The organism is Thauera sp. 27 (assembly GCF_000310125.2).
In the GTDB taxonomy this organism is placed as follows: Bacteria; Pseudomonadota; Gammaproteobacteria; order Burkholderiales; family Rhodocyclaceae; genus Thauera; species Thauera mechernichensis.
Map to the genome: position 1 here is coordinate 97284 of NZ_AMXB01000006.1, position 12752 is coordinate 110035.

Consider the following 12752-nt stretch of genomic DNA (forward strand, 5'->3'; position numbering starts at 1 on the left):
CTCATTATGAGGCAAAGGGTGTCTAGGAAACCCGGGGCGATTCATTGTTCGCTCGTGTTCGCGACTGCCACCGCGCTTACATAGGCGCTAATAGATATGCTTGCCAAACAGCGTGAAGGGCGTCTTGATCAGGATCTTGATGTCGAGCCACAGCGACCAGTTGTTGATGTAGGCGAGGTCGAGCTCGACGCGCTTTTGCATCTTGTCCAGGGTGTCGGTTTCGCCGCGGTAGCCGCTGATCTGGGCCAGGCCGGTGATGCCGGGCTTGATGCGGTGGCGGGCCATGTAGGCCTGGATCTTGTTGGCGTAGAAGTCGTTGTGCGCCACGGCGTGCGGGCGCGGGCCGACCAGGGACATGCTGCCCTGCAGCACGTTGAAGAGCTGCGGCAGCTCGTCGATGGAAGTGCGGCGGATGAACCGGCCGATGGGGGTGATGCGGCTGTCGTTGCGGGTGGCCTGGCGGACCTGGGCGTCGTCATGCATGCGCATGGAGCGGAACTTCCACACTTCGATGACCTGGCCGTTCCAGCCGTGGCGCTGCTGGCGAAAGAGCACCGGGCCGGGGGAGGAGAGCTTGACCAGCACCGCCACCAGCAGGAGCAGCGGGCTGAGGGCGATCAGGCCGAGCAGCGCCAGGCTGCGGTCCATGACGGCCTTGAGGCGGGCGGCGTTGGGGTAGGCGGTGAGGGGGCTCTCGTTGAGCTTGATGGCGGCGAGGCCGCCGATTTCGGTAACGCCGTGGTTGAGCAGCAGCAACCCGTGCAGGTCGGGGACCCAGACGACGTCCACATTGGCGTCGAGCAGTTGCAGGTAGAGCTGTTTGATGTCGGCGTCGTGGGGGAGGGCGACGTACAGGCGCTGGATGCGCTGTGTGGCGAGGATATCGGCTAGGTCGCCGATGCTGCCCAGGGTGGCGAGCGTGGCGGGGGGCGGGTGTTCCGCCGCTGCGGGGGCGATGATGCCGGCCAGCGTTTCGCCCGCGCTGGTGCGCAGGCGCTGGGCGAGCTCGAGGGCGAGCGGGCCGTTGCCGATGATGGCGGCACGGATGGTGCGTTGCCTATGCGCGACGCGGCCCTTGGCCCAGCGCTGCAGCACCAGGTAGCTGGCCGTTTGGGCGGCCAGGCCGAGCACCGCCCACTGCGCGAGGACCTCGCGCGAGTAGGCGTGGGTGGTTTTGGTGGCGAAGGCAATGCCGAGCAGGCAGGCGAGCAACACGCACCAGCCCAGGGTGAGGTGTGCCGTGCCCTCGAGCGCGCCGTGCTGGGGGTGATACACGCTGCATAGTGCGTACGCCGGTATCGACAGCAGGGCGGTGAGGGCCAGCAGCGTGCCGTAGGTGGCGTCAAAGCCACCGGTCTTGTCGAAGGTAAGGATTGCAAGTGTGGTGAGAGCGCACGCCACGGCGACCAGCCAATGCAGCCAGAACAGGCCGTCGGTGGTGGGTGGGGTGTCGACATGTCGCGCCGGGGGCGTGGCATTGACCAGGCTGGGGACAGTGTCGACAAGACTGGCGTTCGGGTTCGATGGGGCCATGGTCTCGTCTCGGGTATGACACGCGTTAAATCACTTTACCATAAAGATTACATTACCTGACCATCTGCGCGATATGTATTGGGCGTGTGTTCCCCGAGTTGGGGAATGCTGCATGGCTGGCAGGGGCAGCGCGTGTACCGCTGCGGCTCAGGAGCAGTGGCGGGCGAGGCGGGTGCGGGTGGCTTCGTCGAGGCTGCGGCATAGCGCAGGGCGTTGGCCGGCTGTGGTGGCCTGGGCGACCAAGGCGGTGGCGCTGCCGGCATTGAGCCGCTTCAGCGCACGGCGGGCGGCTTCGTGCGTGGCTTGGCGCGGGCCGGTGTCGAGCTGGGGCCACGCGGTGAAGCCGAGCTCGGCCAGGCGGCGGTTGATGTCCGGTCGCCAGGGGGCGTGGGCGTGGGCCTGGGTGAGGGCGTGGTGGAACTCGGCGTCGAATTCGAGCAGGCGGAGCTTGGTCTCGGCGAGCGCCAGCCAGGCGTAGGGCCAGGTGGGGCGGGCGGCGATGGCAGCGCGGAAGGCGTCGCGCGCGGCCGCACGGCTGGGCTGCGCGTGCGCGGCGCCGAAGGGTGCGTGGTGGTGTTGCCAGGCGTGCACGTAGCCGAGGCGCTCCAGGTACGGGCCGTAGGCCGTGGGGTAGTGCGCCACAGCGCGCTCGGCAGCAGTGTGGGCCACGGCCCAGGCTTGTGCGCTGGGCGGGCTGCGGCGGTGTTCCCAGTCGGCAAGAAAGGCACGGGTTTGGAAGTCGGCGAGGCCGGCGAGTGCGATGCGGCAACCCAGGTAGATGAGGGCCAGCGCGAGTGCCCCCAGGCCATACAGGTAGGCGTGCCGGCGGGCGTGACTGGGTGGGGCGGCGTGTATGCCGGCGGCGCTGCAGGGCAGACGGGTGGGGGGCGTGGGCATGAGGGGGGCGAGGCGCGCCTTCCTGCGCGTTTAGGGCACGTTGGCGGGGAAGTGCGAGGCCGCGATTTCGCGCGGGGTGTGGTCGACGAGGCGCTGGGCGAGGGCGTGGCCGATGAGGGCGGCGGCGTGTTCGAGGCCTTCGTGCAGGAGGGGGGGGCGGTGGGCGAGGTTGTGGGCGTCGCTGGCAAGCAGGGTGACAACGCCGGCCTGCAGCAGGCGGTGGGCGATGTCCTGGCAGGCGGGGCCGAAGCGGCCGGCCACCGCGCCAGCGGTGACCTGCAGCAGGCAGCCTTGTTGCAGGAAGGGTTTGAGCCGGCCGGGCTGGCGCAGCAGGGTCTTGTTGCGCTCGGGGTGGGCGATGAGGGGCACGACGTCGTGCGCGAGCAGCCAGGCGGTGAGCTTTTCCGCGCCGAAGGGCAGTTCGCCGTGGGGAAACTCCAGCAGCAGGATCTTTTTGCCCTGCCAGCGGCCGAGGTAGGGCAGGGTGTCGGTGGCGACGGCCTGCATGATCTCCATGCCGAAGCGCACCTCGGCGGCGGCGGATAGCTGCAGGGGGATGTCGTGCTCGCGCAGCGCCAGGGCCAGTCTGCGCCAGGCTGCGCGGATGGTGTCGGGGGTGTTGTCGTAGCGCCCGGGGTGGATGTGCGGGGTGCACACCATGTGGGTGATGCCGTCGGCCACCGCGACCCGCGCCAGCGCCAGCGCGGTGGCGAGGTCGGGGGCGCCGTCGTCGATGCCGGGCAGCAGGTGGGCGTGGAGGTCGATCATCGCGGCGGCGGGCTGTGTGCAGCGGGCAGGGCCTGCGTGGGCTCAGGCCTTTTGCGTGCTGTAGCCGTAGTAGTCGTAATAGCCGCCGTAGCGGTAGCCGTATTTCTGCGCCTTCTTGATGTCGACGTGGTTGAGCACGACGCCGGTGACGGGGGCGTTGTGCTGCAGGAGCTGGCCGACGCTCTTGACGGCGAGCGGGGTAGGGGTGGATTCGGACTTGATGACGTAGATGAGGGCGTCGGCCAAGGTGCCGAGCACGACGGGGTCGCTGACGGCCTGGGTGGGCGGGGAGTCGATGATGATGCGGTTGTAGCGCGCGGACAGTGTGTCGAGCAGGGCGGCGAAGCGCGGCGAGGACAGCAGCTCGAGCGGGTTGGGCGGGACGGTGCCGGCGCTGATGAGGTCTACGCCGTCGAGGTGCCTGATGCAGTCTTCCAGGCGGGCGTTGCCGGCGATGAGGTTGGCCAGGCCCGGCGTGCCCACCGGTAGCTCGAAGTTCTTGGCGAGCATGGGGCGGCGCATGTCGGCGTCGAGCAACAGCACCGTCTCGCCGACCTGGGCGAGCGCATAGGCGAGGTTGGACGACACCGAGGATTTGCCCTCGCCCGGAATGGAGGATGTGACCACGATGCGCTTGTGTGGCTCGCTCATGTCCGCCAGCACGAGGCTGGTGCGCACGGTGCGCATGGATTCGGCGAAGCCTTTGTCGGTGTTGGCCTGGAACAGGCGCGCGATGCGTGCGCGGTCGGCGCGGCCCTTGACCAGGGGCAGGATGCCCAGCACCGGCAGGTTGAGCTTGGTTTCGACGTCTTCGGTGCTCTTGAAGGTGTTGTTGAGCGCCTCGAGCAGGAGGGCGAGGCCGATGCCGACAAAGAGTGCGAGCAGGCCGGCGATGCCGACGATGAGCGCCTTGCGCGGCTTGACCGGGGTGGCGGGTACGGTGGCTTCGTCCACGACGCGGGCGTTGGCGGTCTCGAGGTCGGAGGTGGCGGCGGTCTCCTTGAGACGGCTCATGAACGTATCGTAGAGGGCACGGTTGGTGTCGACCTCGCGCTGCAGTTCGCGCAGGCGGAACTCCTTGCGCGAGATGTCCTGGATCTGCGCCTTGTTGGCGTCGAAGGAGGCGCGCAGCGAGCTCTCGTTGGCGATGGCGAGCTGGTAGTTGCGCTCGATACCGGCGACGATCTGCTCGACCTGGCCGCGCAGGCTGGCGGTGGCGGCCTGGAGTTCGGTGCGTGCCGATTCCATGTTGGGGTGCCGCGGGCCGTAGCGCTTGGAGAGCTCTTCGACCTTGGCGCGAGCACGGGCTTCGTCGGCCTTGAACTGCTGGATGAGCGGGTGGCCGAGCACCGCCGGCACGGTGGCGAGCGTTTCCCAGCCGCCGCTGCGCATTGACTGCATCTGGCGGTATTGGCTCTCGGCCTCGGCGCGCTGGCGACGGGCGTCGATCATGCGGTCGCCAGTGAGCGAGAGTTCGTTGGCGGTGACGGTGGCCACGCCTTGCACGTCGACGAGGTTTTCCTGCTCGCGGTAGGCTTGGAGGCGGTCTTCGGCGTCCTTGAGCTTGTCGCGCAGCTCGCCGAGGCGGCTGTTCATCCAGTTGGTGGCGGTCATGGACATCTCCATGCTCGCTTCGAGCTGGCTTTCGATGTAGCCGCGGGCGAGCGCATTGGCTGCGCGTGTGGCCATGCGGGCGTCGGCCATGTCGACCTGGATGTGGACGAGCTGCGTCTTGCCCTGGGGTTCGACGTTGATGCGCTCCATGAAGGCGCGGGTGACCTGATCGAATCGCTGCGCTTCGGTCGGGGCGGCTTCTTCCTCGAGGTGTTCGGGGAGCGTGATGGAGAGCGCGTTGAGGAAGCTGAGATGGCCGAGCAGGCCTTTGATGTCGACGAGTGGCTCGGGCTGCTGGAGGGGGTCGAACTCGGGGTGGGTGGTGAGCTCGAGCTCGCGCACTACGCGCTCGGCGAGCGAACGCGAGCGCAGCAGCTGGAACTGGGTCTGCAGGTATTCGTTGCCGCTGCCTTCGAGGCCGTAAACCTGCTCGATGGACACAACCTTGGCCGACCTTTGCTCGATGAGCAGGGTGGCGATGGCGCGGTAGATGGGGGTGATGGACAGCACGACGAGGGTGGCGAGCATGGTGACGACCAGCGCCAGCGACAGGATGCTGAGCTTGCGCCGCCATACCGTGTGCCACAGCTGCAGCAGGTCGATCTCGTCGTCGTCTTCGTCGTCGTCGGCGACCCGGGGCGGAGTCCAGCGGCGGTCGAGGCTTGGGTCCTTGGTGTCCATGCGGTGTGCTGCTCGGTTGGGAGGCCCTGTGCGGCTGTGGGGCGCGCAGTGGGGGCCTGGATGCTTGAGGCGGAGTGTCGGGACAGTGGCCGGGCGTGCCGCAGGCCGGTACGGGCCGCAGGGCCAGGGCCTAGGGCCCCGGCGAGGCTGGCGCTACGTACGACGCCATGGCGCTAGAAGAAGCCTTGCTCGATGGTGATGGTGTCGCCCGGTTCGAGCTCGGTGTCGAGCGTGGCCTTCTGTGGCCTGCGGCTGGGGTCCTTGTCGCGAATGATGCTGATGCGGTTGGTGGAGGCGCGCTCGGTGAGCCCGCCGGCGAGCGCGACGGCACGGCGCAGGGTGAGCCCAGGCTGGTATGGGTAGCCGCCGGGCGACTTGACCTCGCCGCTGATGAAGAACTCGCGGTACTTGAGGATGCTGACGGTGACGCGGGGGTCGACCAGGTAGTCGCCCTTGAGCTGGGCGGTCAGCAATTGCTCGAGTTCGCGCGCGGTGCGGCCATTGGCGCGCACCTCGCCGATGAAGGGGTAGGAAAACGTGCCGGCGTCGGTGAGTCGGATCTCGTCGATACTGAGCTCCTTTTCGCCAAAGACGCTGATACGGATGACGTCGCCCGAGGCCAGGCGGTACTGCGCGTCGGTCTCGGCCTGCGCCGGCGCAGCGCCGAGCAGGCCGAAGGTGAGCATGAGACCGAGTAGGCGCAGAAGCAGTAGCGGGGAGGCAGTCATGCAGGCGTGGCTGGAAGCGTTCGTTGCGCCGCGGCCGCAGCTGCGGACGGGTTGCGGATGGCGCCGTGGATCATAGGCTGGCGTTGACCGTTACCCCGACGACGTTGCGCTTGTAGCTCTTGCCGGCCTGGGTGGAGTCGTTTTCGGTGTGCTTGTAGCCCACGCCGACGTCGAGCCAGCGCCGCATCTTGTAGGTGAGGCCGATGCCGACGCTGTCGAGCGTGTCTTCGCGCGGGTTGGACGGACGGTCGTAGTCCTGCTTGCTGTTGGTGTAGCTGAGGTTGGAGCTGAGACGTTCGCTCCAGTCGTGCTTCCAGCTGAGCGTCCACGATTGCGTCTTGATGCTGTCGGCGTTGTCGCTGCCTTCGTCGAAGCCGCGGCGGGTGTTGAGGCTGAAGCTGGAGTAGGTGAGCGGCGCCCAGGTGATACCGACTTCCCACATGCCGGTCGAGGTGTCGCGTTTGCCGGTGCGGTCGAAGTCCTTGCGTTCGCGGCCGAACCTGGCCGAACCGCTGGTGAAGGCGGTGGCGTCCCATTCGGCACCAAACAGCAACGCGGTGTTGCGGCTGTCCAGGGCAGTGTTGCTGACGTAGTCGTGGTCGGTGAGGCGGGCTTCGGCCAGCGCGCGCGTCTTGGCTGTGACGCGGTACAGGAACGCGCCGGTGACAGCGGTGCTGTCGCGCTCCTTGTCGGCGTTGAGGCGCTTGGCGCTGATCGGGTCGAGGCCATTGTCGTAGCGCAGGCGGTCGTGGTTGAGACCGAGCCGGATCTGGCCGCTGGCGTTGTCGGCGCCGTAGGTGTAACCGGCGTTGAAGCCGGCGCTATTGTACTTGTCGTTCTCGACTTTTTGGTCGGCCGACGCGGTTTCTTCCATCTTGCGGTAGTTGGCCGCGAGGCGCAGGCGGTTGCGCACGTCGAACTGCAGGTCGGCGGTGAGCCCGAGCAAGTGGTCGGTGTTGTCGTCCTTGCGGCTCGAGTGGTAGAGCTCGTGGTTGGCGGTGTAGCGCAGGTCGAGCTTGACCTTGCCGGTGTCGGTGCCGAGTGCAAGGGTGGGGGCGATGCTGCTGATCCAGGATGCGTCGCGGCCGCTCTCGACCGCGCGGAAATTGTCGTCGTACCCCAGGCCCAGCTTGAGCGTTGGTGTGAGCGCCAGGCCCTCGGATACGCGCACCGGCATGGGGTCGAGCGCCCATGCGGTGGCGCTGAGGGTCGAGGCCACGGTGGCGGCGAGCAGGCGTTTTTGCAGGGGCAGGTTCATGTGTGTTGGGCGTCTTTGATGATGGAAAGGCCGCCGCACGGTGCTGCGGCGCGATCGACTCGATCAGTTGGGGCTTGCGGGTGTTCCGCCGCCACCTGCGCTGCTGCTGGGCACGCTGGGCGCAGCAGAGCTTGCCGGGCCGGCGGGGCCCGAAGGCGTGCTGCTTGCAGGTGCGGTGTTTGCCGCCGCTGCCTGAATGGCGGCCGCCTGTTCCGGCGCGGCGACCACTGCCGCCTGCGTGATGGCTGCAGTCTGATCGGCCGGGGCCGCGGCAACTGCCGCTTGGGTGATGGCGACCGCTTGGGCCGGCGCGGCGCTGACGGCGGCCTGGGTGATGGCGGCAGCTTGCGCCGGCGCTGCGGCGACCGCCGCCTGAGTGATGGCGACCGCCTGGGCCGGGGCCGCGCTGACCGCGGCCTGGGTGATGGCTGCAGCTTGCGCTGGCGCGGCGGCGACGGCAGCCTGCGTGATTGCCGTTGCCAGGGCCGGCGCTGCGGCGACGGCGGCGCTGGTGATGGCGGCAGCGTTCTCTGGATTGGCGGCGACCAGGCTGGCGACGACTTGGGCGAGCTGATCCCCCTGGGCGGCAGTGATTGCTGCGACTTGTTCTGCAGTGAGCTCAATGCCTGCAGCCTGGAGTGCGGCAACGACGCTTTCGTCCGCCCAGCTGGTAGCGGAGGACAACGCAGCGACAAGCGTCAGGGTAATGAGAGATTTGCGCATGATGTTGGCCTCGCTCTGGATGACAATTCTTTACTTATGGTAAATGGCTGGAATTGGAAAGTAAACATTTACGATCATCCGGGATTGTTCGGCGCTCAGGTCTCGAATACTTGATCTGCCAGCCTGAGCGCCAACCATAAGACGATGACGCCAAGCACAAGGCTGCCCGAGTTGCCAAGAGAAGCCTGCAGGGCGCCGTTGGTGGAACTGACCGGGTTGCGAGCGAGGTTGTGTCCCACCAGCGCGGCCGTGATGCCCAGCGCGCCTGCGGAGAAATGGAGCGCAGTTTGATCGCCAACGCCTTTTGCCAGTACCAGCAGGGCCACGAGCGTAATGACGGCGAGGGTGCCGCCGAGCGCCGATGTTCTGATTGCGAGGGCGAACAGTTGAAGTGCGACGGCTCCGGCGACCAGCGATGCGAGAAAAGCGGGGAGGTTCGCGCGGACGGCCGGGTCGGTCCAGTAGCGCATGACATCGAGGATGGTGAGCGTCGATGTCACAGGCACGAGTGCCAGTATGCAGGTGGAGCCGACAAATTTGGCCGCTGCCGAGAGCGTGAGGATGTCAGCAAGCAGGCCGAGGGTGAGGTAAAGAAGGATACCCACGTACAGGCTGTGCCACTCGTGAGGTAGATTGAAGACGGGTAGCGCGAGGTGCAAGGTCGCCGCGATGGTCAGCCCGGCGGCGATCGGGGCGGCGGGTGCGGGAGCGCCGCGGTCGATTGCATGAATGCCCAGTCCGAGTGCGGGCGCCAGCCGGTTCATGAAGTGCAAGAGGCCGATCGTGGTGAATGCGATGAGGACGAAAACAAGAAGCAGATGCACGTGTGAGTCCCGGTGGAGCGAGGGATGCGAATGCGCAAAGTCGTGTGGCTGTCAGGCTTGGGTGCGAAGCGCTCGCGTCATTCACTGACCAGGTCGCACGGTGGGGATGCCAGCATGGCAAGCACGCTCTCGAGCTCGCCCCGCAGCGTGGCCAGGAAGGCCCGGCGCGCGTGGGCGCGGAGCTCGACGTCGTCCATTAGCGACAGGCGCTTGCGTACGCCTTCGAGGGTGAGGCCTTGGGTAACGTGTAGCGCCTTGACCAGCAGCACGAACTCGACGGCCTGCGTGCAGTAGCCGCGTTCGCCGCGACCCGGGGCACGAAAGCGCGGCGGCAGGACCTCGCCGAGCCAGTAGCGGATGTTGTGCGGCTTGATGTCGCAGAACTTGCTTACCTCGGCCAGCGTCCAGGTGCGCTGCGGGCGTTGGGTGGCAGGTGCGGCATTGGGGTTGGCGGCTGCCGGGGCGGGGGGCACGGCGCCCGCTGGCGGGTGCGCGCGCGGGAATGTGAGGAGCTGTGCAGTGGCGGCAGGGCCAGCGGTGGCAAGCGCCTGTGTTTGCGCGGGCATGGGGTGGCACCTCGATGAGGTTGGTGGGCTTGCGCTCTGCGAGGCACCCACGGGATGAACCGGATTCCAGTATAGTAAGATTACATTAAATCGATGACAGGGTGAGCATCCGCGAGTGCTTGACGGAGCGTGTAACATTACGATCTGAGACTCGCTGTGGCCGCCCCTTTGCTGGAACTGCGAGATGACCATGGACACCCCGGCCGGGCAAGGCCCAAAGCGTGTAGTGATCTTCGACGATGACCCGGTGTGCCGGGCGTTGCATCGTGCGGTGGTCGAGGAGTGCGTTCCTGGCGTGGTCGTGGTGGAGGCGGATGAGGGCATCCGGGGTATGGCGGCGGTGATGAAACATACGCCGGATCTGGTGTTGGCCGATCTTGCCCTGCCCAATATCGACGGCCGGCGGGTGGTTCGCGAGCTGAAGGCCATGCCAAAGGTGTGCCACATCCCGATTCTGGTGATCAGCTCGGTGAGGTTGGGGGCGATCGACGTCCATCCGATGCAGCAGGGCGTGTTCCTCGTGACCAAGCCGGTCGCGCGCGACGATCTGAAGTCCATGATCATGCAATGCCTGAGTGTGAAGCGCGTGGTGCCCGGCTTCGAGCCGAGCATTTTGCGCGGCGAGATCTACTGCGTGTTCGACCAGCAGGCGATGGCGTTTGCGCTGGGCACCGACTGGCGCTGCCAGCTCGAGGTACTGGGCCTTTTTGTCGCGCTTGCCGACGAGCGCCTGCGGGTGCTTGATCAGGTGCGGCTGATGAGGTTGCCGCACTTTGAATCCAGAACCGAGGTGCATGGCATGCTTGGCTCGGCGCGGGTTGTGGGGGCGAACCGCTTGTCGTACCGGCTTGCGGCCCTGGTGCGCGCCATCGAAGAGGATGACCTGATGCTGATCGAGCTCTATGCGCTGGAGGCCAAGGATGCGCTGGAGGCGGCGGTGGCTGCGGTGCGCGGACACATGGACAGCATCTCGCGGGAGGCTTCGGTGGAGATTCTCGACCGAATCCGTGCACGCCAGGATGACCCGGGCAAGCGCATCGGCGAGGTCTGACTCAAACAGGCGGGACCGACCATGGCGCCACAGCCAGTCGGGCGAGGAGGGGGAGACAATGACAATAAGACATCTTTACAGTGGTCGCCGGGCGTTGATCATCGGCGTTACGGGGCAGGATGGTGGGCTGCTGGCGAGTCAGCTGCTCGACAAGGGGTATGAGGTGCATGCGCTGGTGCGACGTACCCCCGCTCACCCCGAGAGCCGGTTGAAGGCGGGTGCCGGCGAGGTCGATCCCCGCGTTGTGCTGCATCGCGGCGACCTGGCCGACCTGGCGAGCCTGGTACGCACGGTGAATCGTGCCGAGCCCGGTGAGATCTACAACTTCGGCGGTTGTGGTGGTAGTGCGGAGAGTTTCGATGAGCCTGAGCATGCGCTGGAGACGGATGGTCTGGGGGTGCTGCGCCTGTTGGAGGCGATCCGTATCTGCGGGCGAGTGGCGACGACGCGTTACCTTCAGGTGTCGGGGCCTGCGCCGTTTGGCCGGCCGGACGATGCGCCGCAGAGTGAGACGACCGCATTCAAGCCCGATAGCCCGCATGCCGTGGCGAAGGCCTGTGGGCACTGGCTCACGCGCATCTATCGGCAGGCCTATGGGCTGCATGCTTGCACGGTGATCATGTTCGGCCACGAGAGCCCGACCGGGCCGGCGAGCGGGGTGTTGCGCGGAATCACCCTGGGGCTGGCGAAGGTGGTGAGTGGGCAGGCGGTGGCGTTCGACGTGGGCGAGTTGCTCGACTACCGTTACGACGTTGGTTGCGCGGGGGAGTACGTGGAGGCCGCCTGGTTGTTGATGCAGCAAGCTAGGGCAGCCGATTGTGTGTTGGCGACCGGTGAGCTTCACAGTGGCCGCGAACTGATCGTGCGCGCTGCTGAGGAGATGGGCATGCGCTTGCGTTGGGAGCAAGCCGGCGGCGCCGTGCTGGGCGTGCTCGCCGAGGCGTTTGGTGCGGCCGCGGGGATGGAGGTGGGCCGTGTGGTGGTGCGCGCGCGTGCAGCCGAGTTGCCGGCGTCTGTTCAGCCTTTGCAGGGAGATGCCACCCGTGCATTCGAACTCCTTGGTTGGCAACCGGGCAAGGGGATCGACGAGCTGGTGCGTGAGCTGGTTGCAGCCGACCTCGCTCGCCAGCTGGCCTTGCGTCGGTGACCGGGGGCTGGCGGGGCATCGTTATGGCTATCGGGTAGCGCACGGTAATTAATGTGGTGGTAATATTCTCCTGGAGTTCCATTTAGTTTGGCGGGTTTGCCCAGGGTGTATGAGCAGGGCGGCTGCCGAGTCGTGGTTGATGCCCCCACACCTGGAGATTGAGATGGACCCGAAGCGGGGCGCCGTGCCAGAACAGCGGTCGCTTGAAGGTAACCGGTCACTGAGCGGCGTTCTTTGCCCGCCCGCGCCCACGCGGAACAATCCCTCCCACATTCATCAGGGAGGAGCCGGCAGTGACCAGGGCGACAGCGACCAACAACAAGTGGCGGCGGCGTAGCCGCCAGGAGTGGGAAACCGTCTTTGCGCGGTTTGCCGCGAGCGGCCTGGGGATCGAGCCGTTCTGCGCCCGCGAGGGGCTCAGCGAGTCGAGCTTCCGGCGCTGGCGTAGCCTGCTGGGCGAGCCGAGTACGCAGCCTGCCGCGCTGGCGATGGAGGCCACTGGCTTCGTCGACGCCGGCACGCTCAAACTCGGCGGCACGGGTCGCCTCGAACTGCGGCTCGACCTGGGCGACGGCGTGATCCTTCACCTGTCGCGCGGCTGATGTTCTTCCCCGAAGGCGCGGTCCGGGTCCATGTCTATGGCCGCCCGGTCGACATGCGCAAATCCTTCGACGGCCTGTACGCGCTCACACGCCAGGCGCTCGGCTGCGATCCGCTGTCGGGCGAGCTGTTCGTGTTCATCAACCGACGCGGCACGCAGATGAAGGTGCTGTACTGGGATCGCACCGGATTCTGCGTGTGGGCCAAGCGTCTCGAGCAGGGGCGCTTCGTGTCGAACTGGGCGCAGGTCCGCACGCGCCAGATGGACTGGACCGGGCTCAAACTCTTGCTCGAAGGCATCGAGCCGGCCCGCACCAAGCGCCGTTTCCAACTGCCCGCAAACGCCGTGCAACCCGCATGAA

The 12752-nt window shown here is 66.9% G+C and carries 13 protein-coding genes; 4 read left to right on the forward strand and 9 right to left on the reverse strand.

The window, feature by feature from the left end; genetic code table 11:
• Positions 1-87 precede the first annotated feature (87 nt).
• From B447_RS04605 to B447_RS22495, 9 genes are all read right to left on the reverse strand, one after another.
• Entirely contained in the window at positions 88-1533 is a 1446-nt protein-coding gene (locus tag B447_RS04605) for an undecaprenyl-phosphate glucose phosphotransferase (RefSeq protein ID WP_002937092.1), read from the reverse strand.
• Between the two features lie 147 nt (positions 1534-1680).
• On the reverse strand, positions 1681-2430 hold the full coding sequence (locus B447_RS04610) for a hypothetical protein (protein ID WP_002937094.1): 750 nt from the start codon (positions 2428-2430) through the stop codon (positions 1681-1683).
• 30 nt (positions 2431-2460) lie between these two features.
• Positions 2461-3198 (reverse strand): tyrosine-protein phosphatase, encoded by a 738-nt coding sequence (locus B447_RS04615; RefSeq protein WP_002937096.1) that lies wholly within the window; start codon positions 3196-3198, stop codon positions 2461-2463.
• 42 nt (positions 3199-3240) lie between these two features.
• Complete coding sequence (locus B447_RS04620; protein ID WP_002937098.1) at positions 3241-5493, reverse strand: GumC family protein; 2253 nt, start codon at positions 5491-5493, stop codon at positions 3241-3243.
• Positions 5494-5666: 173 nt separating this feature from the next.
• Positions 5667-6221 (reverse strand): polysaccharide biosynthesis/export family protein, encoded by a 555-nt coding sequence (locus B447_RS04625; protein ID WP_002937099.1) that lies wholly within the window; start codon positions 6219-6221, stop codon positions 5667-5669.
• A gap of 70 nt (positions 6222-6291) precedes the next feature.
• On the reverse strand, positions 6292-7479 hold the full coding sequence (locus B447_RS04630) for an outer membrane beta-barrel protein (RefSeq protein ID WP_002937102.1): 1188 nt from the start codon (positions 7477-7479) through the stop codon (positions 6292-6294).
• A gap of 63 nt (positions 7480-7542) precedes the next feature.
• Positions 7543-8202: a hypothetical protein gene (locus B447_RS04635; protein ID WP_002937115.1), complete on the reverse strand. Its 660-nt coding sequence runs from the start codon at positions 8200-8202 to the stop codon at positions 7543-7545.
• Between the two features lie 95 nt (positions 8203-8297).
• Positions 8298-8966: a hypothetical protein gene (locus B447_RS04640; RefSeq protein WP_157384627.1), complete on the reverse strand. Its 669-nt coding sequence runs from the start codon at positions 8964-8966 to the stop codon at positions 8298-8300.
• Positions 8967-9103: 137 nt separating this feature from the next.
• Complete coding sequence (locus B447_RS22495; protein ID WP_002937122.1) at positions 9104-9592, reverse strand: MerR family transcriptional regulator; 489 nt, start codon at positions 9590-9592, stop codon at positions 9104-9106.
• A gap of 184 nt (positions 9593-9776) precedes the next feature.
• On the opposite strand from B447_RS22495, the gene B447_RS21740 reads away from it, so the two are divergent.
• The 4 genes from B447_RS21740 (at position 9777) to tnpB (ending at position 12751) form a co-directional block, all read left to right on the forward strand.
• On the forward strand, positions 9777-10643 hold the full coding sequence (locus B447_RS21740; RefSeq protein ID WP_002937126.1) for a response regulator: 867 nt from the start codon (positions 9777-9779) through the stop codon (positions 10641-10643).
• Between the two features lie 58 nt (positions 10644-10701).
• Complete coding sequence (locus B447_RS04655) at positions 10702-11790, forward strand: GDP-mannose 4,6-dehydratase (protein ID WP_037982339.1); 1089 nt, start codon at positions 10702-10704, stop codon at positions 11788-11790.
• Positions 11791-12083: 293 nt separating this feature from the next.
• Positions 12084-12392, forward strand: a complete 309-nt coding sequence (gene tnpA / locus B447_RS04660) for an IS66 family insertion sequence element accessory protein TnpA (RefSeq protein WP_002937029.1) — start codon at positions 12084-12086, stop codon at positions 12390-12392.
• A complete protein-coding gene (tnpB, locus tag B447_RS04665; protein ID WP_002937031.1) occupies positions 12392-12751 on the forward strand; it encodes an IS66 family insertion sequence element accessory protein TnpB in 360 nt (119 codons plus the stop codon). Before tnpA ends, tnpB begins: the two co-directional genes overlap by 1 nt.
• Position 12752: the final 1 nt, after the last annotated feature.